21 protein-coding genes and 1 tRNA gene are annotated in these 17,678 nt (G+C 70.7%); 12 read left to right on the top strand and 10 right to left on the bottom strand.

Going from position 1 to position 17,678, the window contains the following annotated elements; translation table 11 throughout:
- Positions 1-6: 6 nt before the first annotated feature.
- A complete protein-coding gene (locus tag M8445_RS14425) occupies positions 7-1,053 on the bottom strand; it encodes a transposase (protein ID WP_273988203.1) in 1,047 nt (348 codons plus the stop codon).
- 96 nt (positions 1,054-1,149) lie between these two features.
- Here M8445_RS14425 and M8445_RS14420 point away from each other — a divergent pair, with 96 nt between their 5' ends.
- Positions 1,150-1,572, top strand: coding sequence for a DNA glycosylase AlkZ-like family protein (locus M8445_RS14420; RefSeq protein ID WP_337961604.1), 423 nt, complete (start codon positions 1,150-1,152; stop codon positions 1,570-1,572).
- Here the strand turns inward: M8445_RS14420 and M8445_RS14415 are convergent.
- On the bottom strand, positions 1,541-2,578 hold the full coding sequence (locus M8445_RS14415) for a phosphotransferase family protein (RefSeq protein ID WP_273988623.1): 1,038 nt from the start codon (positions 2,576-2,578) through the stop codon (positions 1,541-1,543). The genes M8445_RS14420 and M8445_RS14415 overlap by 32 nt on opposite strands.
- Positions 2,578-2,817, bottom strand: a complete 240-nt coding sequence (locus tag M8445_RS14410; RefSeq protein WP_273988622.1) for a hypothetical protein — start codon at positions 2,815-2,817, stop codon at positions 2,578-2,580. The genes M8445_RS14415 and M8445_RS14410 overlap by 1 nt, the downstream gene beginning before the upstream one ends.
- A 126-nt stretch (positions 2,818-2,943) precedes the next feature.
- Between M8445_RS14410 and glmM the strand changes: the two genes are divergently transcribed.
- Both glmM and M8445_RS14400 read left to right on the top strand, forming a co-directional pair.
- The gene (gene glmM, locus M8445_RS14405; protein WP_273988620.1) at positions 2,944-4,275 is read left to right on the top strand and encodes a phosphoglucosamine mutase; all 1,332 of its coding nucleotides are present in this window, start codon (positions 2,944-2,946) and stop codon (positions 4,273-4,275) included.
- A gap of 199 nt (positions 4,276-4,474) precedes the next feature.
- A complete protein-coding gene (locus M8445_RS14400) occupies positions 4,475-5,002 on the top strand; it encodes a hypothetical protein (protein WP_273988618.1) in 528 nt (175 codons plus the stop codon).
- 167 nt (positions 5,003-5,169) lie between these two features.
- Here the strand turns inward: M8445_RS14400 and rpsT are convergent, their stop codons facing one another.
- Positions 5,170-5,448 carry a 30S ribosomal protein S20 gene (rpsT, locus tag M8445_RS14395; RefSeq protein WP_273988616.1) on the bottom strand — a complete coding sequence of 93 codons (279 nt, stop codon included), beginning with the start codon at positions 5,446-5,448 and terminating at the stop codon, positions 5,170-5,172.
- Positions 5,449-5,653: 205 nt separating this feature from the next.
- Between rpsT and M8445_RS14390 the strand changes: the two genes are divergently transcribed.
- From M8445_RS14390 to M8445_RS14365, 6 genes are all read left to right on the top strand, one after another.
- Positions 5,654-6,271, top strand: coding sequence for a regulatory protein RecX (locus M8445_RS14390; protein WP_273988614.1), 618 nt, complete (start codon positions 5,654-5,656; stop codon positions 6,269-6,271).
- A 94-nt stretch (positions 6,272-6,365) separates the two neighbouring features.
- A tRNA-Pro gene (locus tag M8445_RS14385) sits at positions 6,366-6,442 on the top strand.
- Positions 6,443-6,538: 96 nt separating this feature from the next.
- On the top strand, positions 6,539-7,243 hold the full coding sequence (locus M8445_RS14380; protein WP_273988613.1) for a metallophosphoesterase: 705 nt from the start codon (positions 6,539-6,541) through the stop codon (positions 7,241-7,243).
- Positions 7,244-7,354: 111 nt separating this feature from the next.
- Positions 7,355-7,810 carry a MerR family transcriptional regulator gene (locus M8445_RS14375; RefSeq protein ID WP_273988611.1) on the top strand — a complete coding sequence of 152 codons (456 nt, stop codon included), beginning with the start codon at positions 7,355-7,357 and terminating at the stop codon, positions 7,808-7,810.
- Complete coding sequence (locus M8445_RS14370) at positions 7,807-8,292, top strand: putative antibiotic biosynthesis monooxygenase (RefSeq protein ID WP_273988609.1); 486 nt, start codon at positions 7,807-7,809, stop codon at positions 8,290-8,292. Before M8445_RS14375 ends, M8445_RS14370 begins: the two co-directional genes overlap by 4 nt.
- Positions 8,289-9,284: an aldo/keto reductase gene (locus M8445_RS14365; protein ID WP_273988607.1), complete on the top strand. Its 996-nt coding sequence runs from the start codon at positions 8,289-8,291 to the stop codon at positions 9,282-9,284. Before M8445_RS14370 ends, M8445_RS14365 begins: the two co-directional genes overlap by 4 nt.
- 65 nt (positions 9,285-9,349) lie before the next feature.
- Here the strand turns inward: M8445_RS14365 and M8445_RS14360 are convergent, their stop codons facing one another.
- Together M8445_RS14360 and M8445_RS14355 are read right to left on the bottom strand one after the other, a co-directional pair.
- Positions 9,350-9,991, bottom strand: a complete 642-nt coding sequence (locus tag M8445_RS14360; RefSeq protein WP_273988605.1) for a helix-turn-helix transcriptional regulator — start codon at positions 9,989-9,991, stop codon at positions 9,350-9,352.
- A gap of 71 nt (positions 9,992-10,062) precedes the next feature.
- Positions 10,063-11,184, bottom strand: coding sequence for a S1C family serine protease (locus M8445_RS14355; protein ID WP_273988603.1), 1,122 nt, complete (start codon positions 11,182-11,184; stop codon positions 10,063-10,065).
- Positions 11,185-11,309: 125 nt separating this feature from the next.
- Here M8445_RS14355 and M8445_RS14350 point away from each other — a divergent pair, with 125 nt between their 5' ends.
- Positions 11,310-11,690, top strand: a complete 381-nt coding sequence (locus tag M8445_RS14350; RefSeq protein ID WP_273988602.1) for an ACT domain-containing protein — start codon at positions 11,310-11,312, stop codon at positions 11,688-11,690.
- 186 nt (positions 11,691-11,876) lie between these two features.
- On the opposite strand, the gene M8445_RS14345 is transcribed toward M8445_RS14350, so the two are convergent.
- Genes M8445_RS14345 through M8445_RS14335 form a run of 3 tightly spaced genes read right to left on the bottom strand, consistent with a single transcriptional unit; the run spans position 11,877 to position 14,171 of the window.
- Positions 11,877-12,395 carry a GNAT family N-acetyltransferase gene (locus M8445_RS14345; protein ID WP_273988600.1) on the bottom strand — a complete coding sequence of 173 codons (519 nt, stop codon included), beginning with the start codon at positions 12,393-12,395 and terminating at the stop codon, positions 11,877-11,879.
- The gene (locus M8445_RS14340) at positions 12,392-13,414 is read right to left on the bottom strand and encodes an NAD(P)H-dependent flavin oxidoreductase (protein ID WP_273988598.1); all 1,023 of its coding nucleotides are present in this window, start codon (positions 13,412-13,414) and stop codon (positions 12,392-12,394) included. The genes M8445_RS14345 and M8445_RS14340 overlap by 4 nt, the downstream gene beginning before the upstream one ends.
- A 40-nt stretch (positions 13,415-13,454) precedes the next feature.
- The gene (locus M8445_RS14335) at positions 13,455-14,171 is read right to left on the bottom strand and encodes a VIT1/CCC1 transporter family protein (protein ID WP_273988596.1); all 717 of its coding nucleotides are present in this window, start codon (positions 14,169-14,171) and stop codon (positions 13,455-13,457) included.
- Between the two features lie 126 nt (positions 14,172-14,297).
- On the opposite strand from M8445_RS14335, the gene M8445_RS14330 reads away from it, so the two are divergent.
- A complete protein-coding gene (locus tag M8445_RS14330; protein ID WP_273988594.1) occupies positions 14,298-15,230 on the top strand; it encodes a histone deacetylase family protein in 933 nt (310 codons plus the stop codon).
- Between the two features lie 316 nt (positions 15,231-15,546).
- A complete protein-coding gene (locus M8445_RS14325) occupies positions 15,547-17,145 on the top strand; it encodes a peptide chain release factor 3 (RefSeq protein WP_273988593.1) in 1,599 nt (532 codons plus the stop codon).
- Between the two features lie 93 nt (positions 17,146-17,238).
- Here M8445_RS14325 and M8445_RS14320 read toward each other — a convergent pair whose 3' ends face one another.
- A complete protein-coding gene (locus tag M8445_RS14320; RefSeq protein ID WP_273988592.1) occupies positions 17,239-17,568 on the bottom strand; it encodes a cyclic-di-AMP receptor in 330 nt (109 codons plus the stop codon).
- Between the last annotated feature and the right edge of the window lie 110 nt (positions 17,569-17,678).

The raw sequence follows: 17,678 nt of genomic DNA, 5'->3' as shown, positions 1-17,678 counted from the left end.
GTCGTGTCACGCGGCGTCAAGCAGGGGGCCGTCCTGCTCCATCCCGGTCAGGACGTACTTTTCGGCATTCTGAGCTGCCTGCCGTTGTGCGGCCCGCCACGTCATTCCCGGTACTTCCCTACGCACCCGTAACACCGCGTGAAAGGCCTCCACCACGCACCACACCCAGTTCTCCTGCGCCTGGATCGTCCGGCAATGACAGCGTCCCAGTCCCAGGTTCTGCTTGAAGAACCGGTGAATCACCTCAATTCCCCAGCGGGCCTTCCAGGCCCGCAGCAGTGAGCGAACCGTGACGTCACCACCAAACGTGCTGAACAGGAAAAACCGTGTCCACTCCCCGTGCACCTTGCGCCACACGATCAGGACATCGAACCCACCGACCTCACGGGTGACCGACAATCGACGGACACGCCACCCGAACTCCGCGTACAGGTGGCAGCGTTCTGGAGGGAACTGCCGACTCAGCGCACCGAGGGTGAGTCCCTCACCCTCGAACTGCACGGTCATATTGGCTTTGGCACGGATCAATACCGGAATCTGATGCTCGCGACTGAAGGTCACAGCCGCGTCCCGCCCGAACTCCCCATCCAGGAGGAGACCCGCCATGGGGACGCCCGCCGCGAGGCAATCCTGGACGACGTGGATCATTTCCTGAGTCGCTGTACGGTAAGGATAGCGCTCTGTATGCAGGGCCTGGGAAACCTTGAAGCGCTCCAGCAACGGAACTGGATCTTCACCGAACCTGACCAGGGCCGCGGAGGTGAACTGATGGCCCAGACGGGTCTGGGCCTGACCGCTGTAGTGGTAGTTCACGCCTTCCATCGTCCGTCCGGCGTGGGGCACCATGACGAAATCAATGGCCAGGAACGCGCCCTCCGGCGCGTTCCTGGCTCGACGCTTGAAGTCCTCCGTGGAGGCGAAGGAGTCCCGCGCCATCTCTTTGGAGATGGCACTTTTACACAGGGTGCTGTAGGGGATGAGGCCACTGAGGCTGGTGACCCGGTTCAGCTGAGCGGTGATGATGCTGTGCGGTAGGCTGGGGATGCGAGGCATAGTCACTTCGCATAAAGGCCCATGAGACCGGGGAATTTCAAGCCCCTGCCTCCTGGGCCTTCGTGCTGGTCGCTATTCCCTCGCCTGTGGAAACTCTTGGTAGACGGCCTGACGTACGTGTGGCTGCCCGCGCAGGACCCCGCGCAGGCTCCCGCCCCGCGCGGCGTGCGCATCGTGAACCCCTTTGATCCGCTGGTGTGGGACCGCCGCCGCTTCGCGCACCTGCACGGCTGGACGTACCGTTTCGAGGCGTACACGCCCGCCCCGAAGCGCCAGTTCGGGTACTACGCCCTGCCGGTCTTTCACGCGGGGCGGGCTGTCGGCTGGGCAAACCTGAGCGTGCAGGGCGGCGAACTGATCACCGACCTGGGCTTCGTGCCCGGCGTGCGGCAGACCGGCGCGTTCACCCGCTCGCTGGACCGCGAACTGGACCGCTGGCGCGCCTTCCTGGGGCTGGAGGGTCTGGGTGATGGAGTCCGTACGGCCCCTAGCCAGCCAGTTCTTCCCACGCCGCCGTGACCTTCAGCGCCGCCTCGGCCGTGCCCCGCTCCGGCGTGCGCGCCGCCTGTCGCACCACCGACAGCAGGTTCAGGGCCAGTCCCGCGCGTTCCTGCGCCGCCAGTTCCGCGTCCGTCAGGGGCAGGCCGCCGCGGGCCAGTTCGTCCCGGTACACGGCGCGCAGGTCCGGTCCCAGGCGGGCGCGGTCGGTGGCGTCCAGGCGGAGCGCCAGCAGGTGCGCGAGGTCCTCGCCCGGCACACTGGCGTGCACCTGCCCGTAATCGATCAGGACCGGCTGCGGCCCGCGCCACAGCACCTGCCCGGCGTGAATGTCGCCGTGCACCAGGGTCGTCACGGGGGCCGCCGCCAGCAGCGAGGGCAGTTGCCCGGCCGCCTCGCGTGCCGCCCGCACCACCGGCTCTGGCAGCGGCGCAGGCCGTCCGTCCGGGCCGCTCAGACCGCCTGCCGTTAGCTGGGCGTGCATCCGGGCGGCGCGCTCAAGCACCCGCTCCGGCTGCCACGCCCACGGGCCGCGCAGCGCCGCCTGTCCCGGACCCGCCCAGAACGCGTGGTGCCGCGCCAGCAGCCGCGCGATTTCCAGCAGGGCCGCGCCGCGCGCCGCGTCATTCGCAAACGCCCCCCAGCCGGTCGTCTCCTCGGTCAAGTCGCGGGTCAGCAGGTGCGCGTGCGGCGTGCGCTCCGACTGCGCCGCGTGCCGGAAAGGGGCGTGCGGCACCGGCGAGAGCGGCGCGAGGTCCCGCAGGTACGCGGCCTCGCGGGCCAGGCGTTCCCAGGCGCGGCGGTCCCGCCAGCCGGCCGGAATGAACTTCAGGAACAGCGGCTCCCCGCCTGCATTGAAGCGGGCGAAGGCCGCCCCCTCACCCACCCAGCGTTCCAGCGGGCGGCCCACACCCGGAAACAGGGCGTGCAGGTCGCGCGGCCAGCGGCGGGCGTGCAGGATCACCGGCCCGTCGCCGCGCAGCACGGTCAGCGTGTCGGCCAGCGCGGCGGCCGGCCCGGAGCGCATCAGCCCAGCAGCGTCAGCAGGCCCGCCGCGCCGCCCGCCAGGGTCACGGTGACCAGCGCGACCACGCCCAGGCAGCCCAGGCACCCGCCGCGCCGCTGCCGGTAATGCCCGCGCCGCCCGTAGTGGGCGCGGCCCCCGCTGAAACTGCTGCGGCTGTGGCGCCCGCCGAGCAGGCCACCCAGACCACCCCCGCGTCCGCTGCGACTGAACGAAAACGACCCGCCAGAGAATCCACTCATGCCTCCGGTACGCGCCTGCGCCCCGCCGGGTTGCCGGGACTGAACCCGGTGCAAGAAGACTGTTCCGGCCTGGTCAGCCATGAGTCAGGTACTCACGGCACTCCCACGCGTATGATGGGCTTCATCATGAGTGAACGGAAGTACTTTGGAACGGACGGCGTGCGCGCCGTGGCGGGGGCTTTCCCCCTGACGGCCTCCTGGGTCATGCAGCTCGGCGCGGCGGCCGGCGAGGTCCTGAAAGAACAGAACCCGCGCGCCAGCGTCGTGATCGGCAAGGACACCCGCCAGAGCGGCGACATGCTCGAAGCGGCCCTCGCGGCCGGCCTGACCAGCCGGGGCGTGACCGTCATCCACGTGGGCGTCCTGCCCACCCCCGGCGTCAGTTACCTGACCCGCCACCTGAAAGCCGACGCCGGCGTGGTCATCAGCGCCTCGCACAACCCCTACGAGGACAACGGCATCAAGTTCTTCGGCGCGGACGGCCAGAAACTCCGGGACGCCACCGAACTGCAGATCGAGGCCGCCATCGACCGCGTGGACGCCCTGCCCCCCGTAACTGGCGTGGACCTGGGCGGCGTCACCAACTACGCCGAGGCCGAGCGCCTGTACGTCAACTACCTCAAGACGCACGCCCCGGACCTCAGCGGCCTGCGGATCGCCATGGACTGCGCGAACGGCGCGGCGTACCGCGTGGGCCCCAAGGTGTTCCAGGCGGCCGGCGCGGACGTGTTTGCCGTGTACACCACCCCGGACGGCCGCAACATCAACCGCGAGTGCGGCAGCACGCACCTGGACCACCTGCAACGCATCGTGCGTGAAGGGAAGTACGACCTGGGCGTCGCCTTCGACGGGGACGCCGACCGCGCCCTGTTCGTGGACAGCCGCGGGAACGTCGTGCACGGCGACCACATGCTGCTGCTGAACGCCCGAGCACGCGGCGAGAAAGCGGTTGTGACCACCATCATGGCGAACATGGCCCTTGAGGTGAAACTGAACGAGGCGGGCATTCCCCTGGAACGCACCGCCGTCGGGGACCGCTACGTGCACGAGCGCCTGCACGACCAGCACCTGACCCTGGGCGGCGAGCAGAGCGGCCACATCCTGTTCCTGGACGTGTCGCCCACTGGGGACGGCGTGCTGACCGCGCTGCTCACGCTGGGCAGCATGCGCGCCACCCAGACCACGCTCGACGAGCTGCACGACGACCTCGTCATGTACCCGCAGACGCTCGTGAACGTGCGCGTGGCCGACAAGAAAGCCATTGCCGTGGACCCCGCCGTGCAGGCCGCCGTGACCGACGCCGAGGCGAAACTGCACGGCAAGGGCCGCGTGAACCTGCGTCCCAGCGGCACCGAGAACCTGATCCGCGTGATGGTTGAGGGTCAGGACGCCGCCGAGATCCACGAGATTGCCCGCGTGCTGGCCGGCGTGGTCCAGACGCGCGGCGCGGGCGCCTGACCCACCGATTGCCCGCCGGGGGCCCCTGACCCGTACTGACCTGAATCTGACGCGTAGCACGCGCCCGGCGGGGGGTATGCATCCCCCAGCAGACCCACGCAGCTCATGAAGCCGCGCGGTACAGATGAGGGGAGCTCCCCGGTCGCCGCCGGGCGCGGCCACCCCCCACCTCAACCCTGCCTGACCCGGAGGTCACGACATGAACACCCCCACCCGCACCGCCCGCCTGACCCTGATGGCCGCCCTGACCGGCGCGGCCCTGCTGCCCGCCGCCACCGCCCAGGGCACCCAGACCAGCCCCCTGACCCTGAAGGCCGCGACCCTGGTCGTCACGCAGGAAACCCGCGACGGCAAGAAAGTCGAGGTGCTGACCGACGCCAGCAAGAAACAGGTCATCCCCGGCACCGTCCTGTCCCTCACGCAGACCTTCAAGAACGTCAGCACGGGCGCCCTGAGCGGCATCGCCCTGAACATGAAAGTCGACCCGGCCACCACCTTCCAGCAGGCGTCCTGCACGGTCGGCGGCGTCACCACGCAGTACACCACCGACGGCAAGACCTTCGCCGCCGCGCCGCTCATGAAAACCGTGACCGTCACCGAGAACGGCAAGAGCGTGCAGAAGAAAGTCGAGGTCAAACCCAGCGAGTACACCGGCGTCCGCTGGAACATCGCCCGCCTGAACGCCGGTCAGGAAGGCACCTGCGCCATTCGCGCCACCGTCAAGTAAGCGGTCAAGTCAGCTCAGCGAGCAGGTAGCCTCAGCCAGAACAGTGTCAGACAGGCGGCGACTCCCACCCTCGGGAGTCGCTGCCTTTTTCGCGGCCCTGCTGCGACAGGCAACGCGAAACCCCGCCTCACCGCTGGGGTGGGACGGGGTTTCGTGTGCCTGTGGGCTCAGCTCTGCTGCGCGGCCTTGGCCTTGTTGATGGCCTTGGCGAGGCGGCTCTTCTTGCGGGCCGCGGTGTTCTTGTGCAGGGTGCTGCCCTTGGCGGCCTTGTCGATCAGGCTCTCGGCGCGGGCCTGCAGGGTGTTCAGGTCCTCGGCGCCGGTCTGGGCGGCCACGACGGCCTTCTTGGTGAAGGTCTTGATGGTGCTCTTGCGGCTGCGGTTGGTGTTGCGGCGCTTGAGGCTCTGGCGGTGGCGTTTCTGGGCGGATTTGTGACGAAGGGCCATGTGAATTCTCCTTTTCTCCCGCCGCCGGTCTGGCGGTGCAGGGCGGTTCCCACGCTGGGGAACACGAGCGTCCGGGTATCGGGTCCGGCGCGCCGGACCTGCGCGCCACGCTGGGCGGCTGGTCCGGGCTGCCACCCGCGCGGGGTGGGCAACCTCGTGACTATACCTGCCTTTGCGGGCCGTGGCAAGCGCCATACTGGCGGGCATGACCGGACGATACAGACCCGGACGCCGCGCGGCCCGCACGCCCGACGCCGACCCGGAGGCTGGGCCGCCGCGCGACGCCCGGCCCGCGCGGGAACGCACCCCGCAGGAGCAGCGCGACGCCCTGATCGGGTACGCGTTCCGCGCGCTGGGCCAGCGGGCACTGACGCAGGCGGAACTGCGCGCGAAACTGGAGAAACGCAGCGACGACCCGGACCTGATCGCCGAGGTCCTGGCCCGCGTGCAGGAACTCGGGTACCAGGACGACGCGCAGGTCGCGCGGGTCGAGGGAGCGCGGCGCGGCGTGGGCGGCCTGCGCGTCCGGCAGACCCTCAAACGCCGGGGCCTGACCGACGACCTGATCCGCGAGACCGTGGACGCCCGCGACCCGGACGACGAGACGCAGGTCGTGCGGGAACTGCTCGTGCGCCGCTGGTCGTCCTTTGCCCGCAAGCGCGACCCGCAGGCCAGCGCGTTCGGGTTCCTCGCGCGGCGGGGCTTTACCGGGAACGTCATCTGGCCCGCCATCCGCGAGCACGTCGCCAACCTGCCGGCAGGGGAGGGGCCGGAAGAGGAGTTGCCGGACGACCCGCAAGACAGTCCGGAAGACTGGGAATGACACTGTGGAATGACGCGCCCCGCGCCGCTTGACACCCCGGAAAGCGCCGCGTAGACTACCCCCTGCCCTGCGAGAGCGGGGTGATGGTCGGGTTCGGGGCGTAGCGCAGCCTGGTAGCGCACGTCGTTCGGGACGACGGGGTCGGAGGTTCGAATCCTCTCGCCCCGACCATCATGGAAAAGCGCCTTCCCGTACCATGCGGGAAGGCGCTTTTCTGCTGCCCCGCCCGCCCCGCCCCCTTCCCGACCCGGAGACGACCCAGACCCCATGCGCGTGTACGCCATTGCCGACCTGCACCTCGCCACTGTCACCCCGAAACCCATGACGGTCTTCGGGCCGAACTGGGCGGGCCACCCGCAGGCCATCTTCGACCAGTGGCAGGACCTCGTCCGCCCGCAGGACCTCGTGCTGCTGCCCGGCGACCTGTCCTGGGCCATGCGTCTCCCGGATGCCATGACCGACCTGGCCCCCGTCGCTGCGCTGCCCGGCACCAAGGTCCTGCTGCGCGGCAACCACGACTACTGGTGGCCCACCGCCGGGAAACTCCGCGCGGCGCTGCCACCCGGCATGCTGGCCGTCGTGAACGACGCCGTGCGCGTGGAAAATGTCGTCGTGTGCGGCTCGCGCGGCTGGCTCACGCCCGGCCACGACCCGCTGGGCGACGACGATACCCGCCTCCTGACCCGCGAGGCCGAGCGCCTGAGCCTGAGCGTGAAAGCCGCCCGCGCCCTGCGGCAACCCGGCGATCACCTGATCCTGATGCTGCACTACCCGCCCGCCACACCCCCGTACCCCGCCAACCCCATCACCCGCGTCATCGACGACGCCTGCCCCGACATGATCGTGTACGGGCACCTGCACGGCGTGCCCGTCCAGCGCAGCATGCAGCACGTCAGTGGGGTGCCCGCGCACCTCGTGGCCGCCGACATGCTGAAATTCAGGCCCAAACTGCTGCTCGACACCGGCGACTGACCCCCCCGGAATCGCGGTAGCCAGTCTGGGAACCGGGTGGTACGTTCACCGGGTCTTCATGGGTGGCCGGGCGCTTGACCTCGCGTGCGCTCGAAGGTCTACCGTACGGGCATGACGGTCACCGATCCCCCCGCCGACCAGCAGGGCGCGCCGACGTACGCTATCCGCGACGCGGCGCTGATGCTGGGCGTCAGCGTGCATACCCTGCGCTATTACGACCGTGAAGGCCTGCTGGACGTGCCGCGCGCCAGCAGCGGCGAGCGCCGGTACTCTGGGCGGGAGCTGAGCCTGCTGAGGTTCCTGCTGCACCTGCGCGGCACGGGCATGGGCATGGCGGGCCTGCGCGAGTACATGACGCTCGTCCGGGCGGGCGACCATACGGCCCCCGAGCGGCGCGCCCTGCTGGTCCGGCATGAGGAGGCGGTGCAGGCGCGGTTGCTGGCCCTGCAAGGCGACCTGCGCGCTATTCGCGCCAAGATCGAACGGTACGACGCTCACCGCGCCTGCGACGGCACGCCCGCCGTCCCGCCTGCCGGGACCCGCGCGCAGCCGGGAGACTACGCATGACGGCCCTCCCTACCTCAGTGCCGGGTCCGGCCGTGCCTTCCTCGCTGCGCCGCCTGACCGTGGCCCGCTGGGCGGGTATCTACCCCACGATCACGGCGCTGCTTCTGCTGCTCGGTCCGGCCCTGATCGGGCATCTTCCCACGCCGCTGATCTCGCTGCTGCTGACCGCACTCCTCGTGCCGCTCACGCAGTACGTGGTGTTCCCGCTGATCGAACGCCTGAGCGCCGGGCGGGTCCGCTTCCCGGTCCTGCACGGACCCGCCCGTCACCGCACGGCGCTGGTCGTGTGGGCCGTCACGTACCCGCTGATCACGCTGGTGCTGCTGATCATGCTGCCCCTGCTGGCCGGACGCGTTCCCATTCCGGTCCTGACGCTGATCGTCACTCTGATCGCCGTGCCCGTGCAGTCGCTGGTGCTGCCGCGCATCCTGCCCCTCGCCCGACCCTGGATTCAGGGTTCCACCCCAGGGAGAACCGCATGACCCCCACCACCGACCTGCCCACCCGTGGGCTTCGTGACCTGACCGTTTCCGCGCTGGGCCTGGGCTGCATGGGCATGAGCGCCTTCTACGGCCCCCGCGACCAGGATGAGAACCGCCGCACCCTGGACCGCGCGCTGGACCTGGGCGTGACCTTCTACGACACCGCCGACATGTACGGCCCGCACACCAACGAGGAACTGCTGGGCGGCTGGCTGCGCGGCAAACGCGACCGCGTGGTCCTGGCCACCAAGTTCGGCATTCAGGCTGACCCGGACGCGCCGGGCGGGCGGCGCATCAACGGCACGCCCGCGTACGTGCGGCAGGCCGTGCAGGGCAGCCTGAAACGCCTGAACACCAGTCACATCGACCTGTACTACCTGCACCGCGTGGACCCGAACACCCCCATCGAGGACACCGTGGGTGCCATGGCCGAACTCGTGCAGGAAGGCCTCGTGGGCGCTATCGGCCTCAGCGAGGTCAGCCCGGACACGCTGCGCCGCGCGAACGCCGTGCACCCCATCACCGCCCTGCAGAGCGAATACTCGCTGTGGACCCGCGACCCCGAGAACGGCGTCCTGGCCGCCTGCCGTGAACTGGGCGTGGGCTTCGTACCGTACAGCCCCCTGGGGCGCGGTTTCCTGACCGGGCAGATCAGGACCCCCGACGACTTCGCGTCGGATGACTTCCGCCGCCACAACCCCCGCTTCCAGGGCGATGCGTTCCGGCAGAACCTCGACCTGGTCACGCAGGTGCAGGCCATCGCCGCAGAGAAAGGCTGCACGCCTGCCCAGCTTGCCCTCGCCTGGGTGCTCGCGCAGGGTCAGGATCTCGCCCCCATCCCCGGCACGCGCCGCGTGTCAGCGCTCGAGGAGAACCTCGGCGCGCTGAACGTCACCCTGACCCCCGAAGACCTGAAGCGCATCGACGCGGTCTTTCCGCAGGGCGCCGCCGCCGGAGACCGCTACCCTGACATGAGCGCCGTTAACCGCTGACGCGGAGGTGTGGACCGTGGGGTGCAGGGACACATCCCACGGTCTTGCCTTACACGGACTCCGTATTACACGCTGACCAGTCCCAGGGAGATGCCGCGCGCGACCGCCCCGGCGCGGCTCTGCACGCCCAGCTTGGAGTACAGGGCCTGCACGTGAAACTTGACGGTGCTCTCTGAGACACCCAGGTCACGGGCGGCGCGTTTGTTGCTCAGGCCCTCGGCCAGCAGGGCCAGCACGTCGCGTTCGCGGGGGGTGAGGATCACGTCGCCCGGTGGGACACTCGCAGGATCGTCGTCTTGCAGGTCGTCAGCCGGGGTTTCCGGGGTGGGGGGTGGCAGCAGCGCGGGCGGCAGGACGGCCAGTCCGGCGGCGGCCCCCAGCACCCCGGCCAGCAGTTCGGCGGGGGTGGCGTCGGCACCCAGGGCCGCCCAGCCGCCCGCGCTCAGGTCGGGCAGCAGCGTGGCCCACACGCCCGACCCCAGCGCCACCAGGGCCGGGTGGCCGCCCAGGGCGTCCGGGTCGGCCAGCCACGCGTCGTCCACGATCAGCACGTCCGCCTCCGGCCGGTCACGGTCCGGCGCGCTGCGAATGCCGTGCGCGGCCAGGATCGCCTGCACGCCCGCCGCGAGCATCGCCGAGGCCACCGCCACCTGAACGGTCGGCAGGGCCTGACTGCCGGCGGCGGGGTGGGATGGCTGGCCGCTCATGCCTGATCCTACCCGTCCCGCCAGCCTGCCCGGAATCACGGGCGGAGTCACGGGCCGGCGCACGGCGCTGCTCAGCGTTCCCCGACCCGTACCGGCAGGTCCTGCTCCTGCCCGCCCCGCAGGACGCGCAGCGTCACCGTCTGCCCGGCCTGATCCCGCACGCGTTCCAGCAGTTCATGCGGGTGCCGGACCGGGGTGCCGTCCAGGCTCAGCAGCACGTCCCCGACCAGCACGCCCGCCTGCGCCGCCGGGCCGTCCGGGTCGACCTGCACGACCGTCAGGCCCACGCGGCCGCCCTGATTCCAACCGCTCTGGTTCCATCCGCCCGGCTGCCAATCACCCTTCTGCCAGGGTCCACGCGGTCCCCAGGGGCCGCCGCGCCCGCCGCCGGGACCCCGGCCCAGGCCTCGTCCACGACCACCCTCACGACCGCGTTCATGATCCCGCCCGGCCCGGTGGCCGTGACCCCAGGGACCGCCAGCCCAGGAGCCGCCAACCCAGGGGCCGCGCGGTTCGTGCGCTGCCGGCCCGTCCGGACCGGACCCACTCTCAGCGCCGGTCTCCGCCGCAGCGGGGTCCGCTTCCGGGAAGTGCACCGGCTGGGCGGACAGGCCCAGGTACCCGCGCGGCACGCGGCCCTGCGAGTCCAGCAGCGCCGCCACCCGCAGCGCCCGCTCGGCTGGCACGGCCAGCAACTCGCCGCGCCGCACGCCCGCATTCAGGACGCCCACCAGACCGCCGCCCGCGTTCAGCAGCGCCCCCCCACTCGACGCCGGGAACGGCGCGGCCCCGCTTGGCAGCCAGCCCTGCCCCGGCCCGCGCGTGGGCACGCCGCGCCCGTACAGACCCAGCGCCGCCTGCACGCCATGCGGCGGGCGACCCACCGCCAGCAGCAACTCGCCCACCCGCGCCGCAGTGCCCACGGTCAGGGCCGGGAGGCTCAGGCCCGGCACGCGCAGCAGCGCCAGATCCGTCGCCGGGTCACGCCCCGCCACCACCGCCCCCCAGCGCACCCCGCCGGCCGTCACGACCGTCACGTCATCGGTGGGCAGCACGTGCGCGGCCGTCAGGATCAGGCCGTCACCGACCACCGTGCCGCTGACCGGCCGCGCCGCCCGGACCTGCACCACACTCTCCGACGCGGCCTCGACCGCGTCCGCCATTCCCTTCGAAAGTTCAGAAAAAATCGTCATGCCCACATGGTGATCCCCGCGCCCTGCCAGCACGCCCGGCAAACGGACAGGTGCCCACCCTGGCCGGATGGAGGGGGGGACGGGGCGGGCCGCACAGGACCTGCGGGTCGGCCTATGCTGCCGCCATGTCCCAGACGCTGTCCGTGTTGCCCGGCGAGTACGCCGTCTCGCAGCTTCCCGCCGGAAGCCCCGCGCCCGCCTGGGCGTTCACGGGCGACCTGTGGTGCGTCCTGGGCGTCAGTGACGAATTGTCCGTCGTGTGCGCCGCCCCGCAGGTCCCGGCGGGCGTCACCACGCAGCGCGGCTGGGCCGCCCTGAAACTGCACGGCCCGTTCGAATTCACCCTGGCCGGCATCCTCGCCAGTGTCCTGGACCCCCTGCGGGACGCCGGGATCGGCATTTTCGCGCTGTCCACCTTCAACACCGACTACGTGCTCGTCGCGCAGGCCGACCTGCACCGCGCCGCCCACACCCTGCGGGAAGCGGGCCACACGCTGCGGGACTGATACGGATTCCGTCTGTTTCGTTAACAACCCGGGACAGCACCGGGTTGCTAACTCCACGCCCGGAACCCGTTTCTCTCCTGCTCGCGTCCGCTCGGATGGAACGGTTTTTGCAAACCATTCCATCGGAGTCCGTATGAGTAGGAAGTGGGGGGATATGGGTATGGCGAACCACTCCGCACTGCCCACCTACTTCCGCGTTGCCTGCGGATTGAAGATCACGTAGCGCGTGACGGGCATCACCTCGCCCCCGTACGATTCCGGGTTGGCCTGCCCGTCCTCGTGCATTCCCAGGCGGCGCATCAGGGCGTGCGAACGCGCATTCGGCGCGTGAACCAGCGCCGTCACGCGCGGCAGGTCCGCCTCCCACGCCAGGGTCAGTAGCTCCCGGCACGCCCTGAACGCCACCCCGCGCCCCCACTGCGCCCGGTCCCCGAGGGCGATGCCCAGTTCCGCGCCGTCCGGCCCGATGCGGCCCAGGTCCGCGTACCCGACCAGTTCGCCGTTCACCGTGACACCCCAGCGGTAGAAGGCAGGCTCCTGCGCCGCGATGATCATCTGCCAGTGCCGCCGCACCACCCGCGCCGACAGGCCCGGCGTCCAGTCCACCGCGCGGCAGAACACCGGGTCCGCCGCCCAGCGCACCGCCGCCTCCTCATCCCCGGGGCGCAGGGGCCGCAGGGCGACGGTCAGGGGGGCTGGCGTCATGGGGTCAGGTCCGCCATGATCTGCGCGGCGCTCCCGGCGCGGGCCTGCCGGTAGCCTTCCCCGGCCCACAGGCTCAGCAGGTCCGCGTGTCCGGCCTGCGCACCCGCCGCGCGCAGGGAGCGGGTCAGGGCGTTCTGCCAGGGGAAGGGCAGGGGAGAGTGGACGCCGCCGGTCAGGGTGGTGCGCAGGCCGCGCGCGGTGCGGCCGCTGTAGGCGCGGGTCAGGACGGTCTGCCGCTCGCCGCTCTGAAGGGCGCGGCGGTAGGGGTCGGGCGTGCCGGCCTCGTCGGCCAGCAGGAACGCCGTGCCGCACGCTGCCAGCGTCGCCCCAGCATCCAGCGCGGCCTGCACGTCCCCAGCGGTCATCAGGCCGCCCGCCGCGATCACCGGGAGGCGCGTGGCCTGAGTGACCTGCCGCGTGAGGGTCAGGGTGCCGGCCAGGGCGTCCTCCTGCCAGCCGCCCCGGTGACCGCCGGCCGCGCCGCCCTGCACGGTCACGGCGTCCACGCCGTCCTGCGCCAGCAGCTGCGCTTCCGGGAGGCTGGTGGCGGTGCCAATCACCAGCACGCCCGCCGCGTGCAGGGCGTTCAGCGCGCCGGGCGGCAGGCGACCGAACGCGAACGAGAACACGGCCGGCGGGTCGGCGAGGACCGCGTGCAGTTGCGCGCCGAAGTCCTCCTGCACCTGCGGCGGCAGGGTGGGCGGCGGCAGGTGCAGCGCCGCGTGAAAGGGCGCGAGTTCCGCGCAGGCCGCCGCGATGGCCTGCGCGGTCACGGGCGGCAGGGGCTGCGGCGCGAACAGGTTCACCGCGAACGGCTGGTCTGTCCTGGCGCGCACGGCCGCCAGGGCCTCCCGGATTTGCGGGGGCGTCAGGTACGCGGCGCCCAGGCTGCCCAGCCCGCCAGCCTCCGAGACGGCGGCGGCCAGGGCGGGGGTGCCCACGCCGCCCGCCATCGGGGCCAGCACGAGCGGGACTTGCAGGTGGCGGCGCAGGGCCGCCCAGCGGGAGTGGGTGCTCACGCGGTTATTCTGCGCCGCCCACCCCACCCGTACGTGTTCCCTACGCGCCGCCCGTGCCGGACACGGCGCGCGCGATCAGGAACGCCGCGCCGGACGCGGCCGCACCGACCAGCAGGGTCTGGAAGGCGCTGCGCCACACGGACCCGCCGGTAAAGCGGCCCTTGAGTGCACCGAAGATGAACAGCGCGACCAGCGTCAGTGCGGCCGAGATCAGCAGCGCGCGGTTCAGGGGGACGTTCAGCGCGTACGGTGCGAGCGGAATCACGCCGCCCGCGACGTACGCCAGCCCGATGGTGAGGGCGCTGCGCAGGGCGCGTTTCGGGTCGGGTTCCTCCAGGCCCAGTTCCTGCTTCATCATGAAGTTCACCCAGCGTTCCCGGTCGCTGATGATGCCCTGCGTGGCGGCCTCCACGGTGTCACCGGTCAGGCCGTAGCTGCGGAACACGTCGCGGACCTCCTCGATTTCCAGGTCGCGTTTCTCCTCCACCTCGCGTTGCTCGCGCGCCCGTTCGGAGAGGTACGATTCGTGCTCGCTGCGCGCCGCGAGGTACCCGCCCAGGCCCATGGCGATACTTCCGGCGGCCATCTCGGCAATCCCGGCGATCAGCACCACGTGCCCGCTGGCGACCGCGCCGGACAGTCCGGCCGCCAGTGCGAACGGCACGGTCAGGCCGTCACTCATGCCGATCACGATGTCCGACACGGTTTCCGAGCCAGTGAAGTGCTTCTCGGGGTGGGCGGTCACGGCGCGGTACATGCCTGCACTGTGCGCCCGGGCGCGGGGGGCCGCGCAGAGCGATCCTTGGGAATCGGCGTGGGCGCAGGCCGGGCAAAGCTGTCAGGGCTCGCGGTGCGGCGGCGCGGCCCGGCGTAGCCTGCGCGGGTGAGGTTCACGCATCCGTTCCGGGCGTTCACGCCGTTTCGCCGCGCGGCTTACCAGGGGGCGCCCGCGCCGCGCCGTCAGTTCCTGCCGCGCGAGTTCATTGCGCCGCTGCTGGACGGGGCGGCCGCGAGACTCCCCCTGCATGACGCGCCGGACCTGCCGTGGGCGCTGGCCGGGCGGGTGCACGACCCGGCGTTCCTGACCCGCTGGCGCGCCGGCAACGTGACCCGAGACGAGGAACGCGCCCTGGGCTTCCCCTGGAGCCCGGCGCTGGTCGAGCGGGGCCTGGGCAGTTGCGGCGCCACCCTGGCCGCCACCCGCGACGCCCTGACCCTGGGGCTGGGCCTGAACCTGGGGGGCGGCACGCACCACGCCCACGCGGATCACGCCGAGGGCTTCTCGTTCCTGAACGACGTGGCGATCAGCGCCCGCTGGCTGCTGGACACCGCGCAGGCCAGCCGCATCCTGATCCTGGACCTAGACGTGCACCAGGGCAACGGCACGGCCGCCATCTTCGCCCGCGAGCCGCGCGTGCTGACCGTCAGCGTGCACGCGCAGAACAACTACCCCTTCCGCAAGGAGATCAGCGACCTGGACGTGCCGCTTCCCGACAGCACCGGGGACGCCGCCTACCTGAATGCCCTGGACCGGGTGGTCGCGCCCGCTGTGGCCACCTTCGCGCCGGACTTCGTGTACTACCTCGCCGGGGCGGACGTGTTGAGTGGGGATCAACTGGGCAAACTGGCCCTCAGTCCGGCCGGGGTGCGCCGCCGCGACGACCGGGTGCTGCGCTGGGCGGCCCGCGCCCGCCTGCCCACCGTGACCGTCATGGCGGGCGGGTACCACCGCGACCCGCACGCCCTGATCGCCGCGCGCCTGGGTACCCTGGACGCCGCCCTGAGCGCCTTCGCTCCCACCGTGACGGGCGGGTGACGCGGCGCGCGCGGGGCGGTATCATGCGGGAATGACCGTTCTCCTCACGCCACCCTAGTCAGAAGTGCCGGGTCGGCAGCGTCAGAAGGGGCTGCCCACCCGGCGCAGTGAGTGAGTTTCTCGGAGCAGTTGGGAGAATGGAAGCGTCAGGCGCCCTGACACTGGAATCCGGACAGATGTTCCAGCGAGGGTCGAGAACTGTGTTCCCGCAGCGCCCCACGTTCGCAGCACCCCGTGTCCAGGACCATTCTCCGCAGTGACCTTCCCGCCGTTTTCCCGCTTCGGGCCGCGCTTTTTCAGGCCCGCAGGAGTTTCCATGACCAGCCCCGACATCAACCCCGCCGCCCTGAGCAGCGAGATCGCCCGCCGCCGCACCTTCGCCATCATCAGTCACCCGGACGCCGGGAAGACCACCATCACGGAAAAGCTCCTGCTGTACGGAGGCGCCATCCAGGAAGCCGGCAGCGTGACCGCCAAGGAAGGCCGCAGCCACACCAAGAGCGACTGGATGAGCATCGAGCAGCAGCGCGGCATCTCCATCAGTTCCTCCGCGCTGACCTTCGAGTACGCGGGTCGGCACGTGAACCTGCTCGACACGCCCGGACACCAGGATTTCAGTGAGGACACCTACCGCACCCTGACCGCCGCCGACAGCGCCCTGATGGTCCTCGACGCCGCGCGTGGCGTGCAGGCCCAGACCGAGAAGCTGTTCGCGGTGTGCCGCAACCGGGGCATTCCGATCCTGACCTTCGTGAACAAGATGGACCGCCCCGCCCAGGACCCCTTCGAATTGCTGGAGCAACTGGAAGGCATCCTGAAGATCACGGCCGTGCCGCTCACGTGGCCCATCGGGGACGGCCCGGACTTCAAGGGCGTGTACGACCTCCAGACCGGGCAGGTGCTGGCCTTTGAGCGCACGTCGGGCGGGAAGCACCGCGCGCCCATGCAGACCAGCGGCCTGAACGACCCGAAACTGGACGCTCTGGTCGGCGCGGACCTCGCCGCGAAACTTCGCGAGGACGTCGAACTGATTCAGGGAGCCATGCCGGAATTCGAGGAAGCGAAATTCCTGACCGGCGAACTGACCCCGGTGTTCTTCGGGTCGGCCATGAACAACTTCGGTGTCGAGCACTTCCTGAGTAACTTCGTGGACCTCGCGCCGCCCCCCGGCCCGGTCGAAACGAACCTTGGCGACCGCGACCCCGAGGCGGCCTTCGCGGGGTTCATCTTCAAGTTGCAGGCGAACATGAGTAAGCAGCACCGTGACCGCACCGCGTACATGCGCGTCATGAGCGGCCACTTCGAGCGCGGCATGGACGTCACGCACACCCGCACGGGCCGCAAGTTGCGGCTCTCGCAGGCGCACACGCTGTTCGCGCAGGACCGCGAGAAGGTCGAGGAAGCGTACCCCGGCGACATCGTGGGCCTCGTGAACCCCGGCGTGTTCCAGATCGGCGACGTGATCAGCCTCGACGCCAAGGTCACGCTGCCCAGCTTCCCGCGCTTCACGCCCGAGACGTTCGCCACCATCAGCCTCAAGGACGTCGGCAAACGCAAGGCGTTCATGAAGGGCCTCACGCAGCTGGCCGAGGAAGGCGTCGTGCAGGTCTTCTACCCCACCGACGGCGCCCGCGACCCCTACCTGGGCGCGGTCGGCCCGCTGCAATTCGAGGTCTTCCAGGCCCGCCTGCTCGAGGAATACACCGTGGACGTCGAGATGCATGTCACCAGCTACGGCCTCGTCCGCTGGCTGGCCGGCGATCCGGACGGCGTCGCCCGCTTCGCCCGCCACGTCGAGGACGACCAGGGCCGCCCCGTCATGCTGTTCCGCAGCAAGTACGACCTGGAATACACCGCCGAGCAGCACCCGGAAATCGAGTTCCTGCCGCTGCCCAGGGACCTCACCCGCGTGTAAGGGTGAACGGTTGAAAGACAGAAGTTAAAGGGAGATGGATGATGGTCGGTTTTCGCGTCCATCATCCATCTCCTTTCAACCATCAACCCCGGGTCAGACCTTGATAAATTCCTGCACGCCCATGACGAACATCACGGCCCCGCCGACCGGCACCTCGACCGGGTCGCCGACGAGACCCTCGTTCTGTTCGCCCATGGGGACGCTGGGCGCCACCAGTCGGGTGCGGGCGCGGCAGGTGCGCTGCACGTGCCGTTTGAGTTCCTCGAGGCGTTCGTCGTCCACGCCGATCATGAGGGTGGTGTTGCCTTCGCGCAGGAAGCCGCCGGTGCTGGCCAGCTTCGTGACTTCGAAGGCGTTCTCGGACAGCACCCGCACCAGCGCGGTCGCGTCAGCGTCCTGAATCACAGCGAGCACAAGCTTCATACCCCCGAGAATACCAAACGCTCCGTGAGGCGACCGTCAGGCCGTCACAGAGAGCCGCCGGCCGCGCCTCTGCAGGTAGCCAGACGTCCGGGGCCGGCCCCCCGCATGTG

This window comes from Deinococcus aquaticus (genome assembly GCF_028622095.1).
Lineage (GTDB): Bacteria > Deinococcota > Deinococci > Deinococcales > Deinococcaceae > Deinococcus > Deinococcus aquaticus.
This window is presented reverse-complemented; position numbering and strand designations above follow the sequence as displayed.

What these genes read in the sequence shown, in the direction of transcription:
- M8445_RS14425 (WP_273988203.1), bottom strand. Translation starts at nt 1,053, where the DNA reads ATGCCTCGCATCCCCAGCCTACCGCACAGCATCATCACCGCTCAGCTG.
- M8445_RS14415 (WP_273988623.1), bottom strand. Translation starts at nt 2,578, where the DNA reads ATGCGCTCCGGGCCGGCCGCCGCGCTGGCCGACACGCTGACCGTGCTG.
- M8445_RS14410 (WP_273988622.1), bottom strand. Translation starts at nt 2,817, where the DNA reads ATGAGTGGATTCTCTGGCGGGTCGTTTTCGTTCAGTCGCAGCGGACGC.
- glmM (WP_273988620.1), top strand. Translation starts at nt 2,944, where the DNA reads ATGAGTGAACGGAAGTACTTTGGAACGGACGGCGTGCGCGCCGTGGCG.
- M8445_RS14400 (WP_273988618.1), top strand. Translation starts at nt 4,475, where the DNA reads ATGAACACCCCCACCCGCACCGCCCGCCTGACCCTGATGGCCGCCCTG.
- rpsT (WP_273988616.1), bottom strand. Translation starts at nt 5,448, where the DNA reads ATGGCCCTTCGTCACAAATCCGCCCAGAAACGCCACCGCCAGAGCCTC.
- M8445_RS14390 (WP_273988614.1), top strand. Translation starts at nt 5,654, where the DNA reads ATGACCGGACGATACAGACCCGGACGCCGCGCGGCCCGCACGCCCGAC.
- M8445_RS14380 (WP_273988613.1), top strand. Translation starts at nt 6,539, where the DNA reads ATGCGCGTGTACGCCATTGCCGACCTGCACCTCGCCACTGTCACCCCG.
- M8445_RS14375 (WP_273988611.1), top strand. Translation starts at nt 7,355, where the DNA reads ATGACGGTCACCGATCCCCCCGCCGACCAGCAGGGCGCGCCGACGTAC.
- M8445_RS14370 (WP_273988609.1), top strand. Translation starts at nt 7,807, where the DNA reads ATGACGGCCCTCCCTACCTCAGTGCCGGGTCCGGCCGTGCCTTCCTCG.
- M8445_RS14365 (WP_273988607.1), top strand. Translation starts at nt 8,289, where the DNA reads ATGACCCCCACCACCGACCTGCCCACCCGTGGGCTTCGTGACCTGACC.
- M8445_RS14360 (WP_273988605.1), bottom strand. Translation starts at nt 9,991, where the DNA reads ATGAGCGGCCAGCCATCCCACCCCGCCGCCGGCAGTCAGGCCCTGCCG.
- M8445_RS14355 (WP_273988603.1), bottom strand. Translation starts at nt 11,184, where the DNA reads ATGACGATTTTTTCTGAACTTTCGAAGGGAATGGCGGACGCGGTCGAG.
- M8445_RS14350 (WP_273988602.1), top strand. Translation starts at nt 11,310, where the DNA reads ATGTCCCAGACGCTGTCCGTGTTGCCCGGCGAGTACGCCGTCTCGCAG.
- M8445_RS14345 (WP_273988600.1), bottom strand. Translation starts at nt 12,395, where the DNA reads ATGACGCCAGCCCCCCTGACCGTCGCCCTGCGGCCCCTGCGCCCCGGG.
- M8445_RS14335 (WP_273988596.1), bottom strand. Translation starts at nt 14,171, where the DNA reads ATGTACCGCGCCGTGACCGCCCACCCCGAGAAGCACTTCACTGGCTCG.
- M8445_RS14325 (WP_273988593.1), top strand. Translation starts at nt 15,547, where the DNA reads ATGACCAGCCCCGACATCAACCCCGCCGCCCTGAGCAGCGAGATCGCC.
- M8445_RS14320 (WP_273988592.1), bottom strand. Translation starts at nt 17,568, where the DNA reads ATGAAGCTTGTGCTCGCTGTGATTCAGGACGCTGACGCGACCGCGCTG.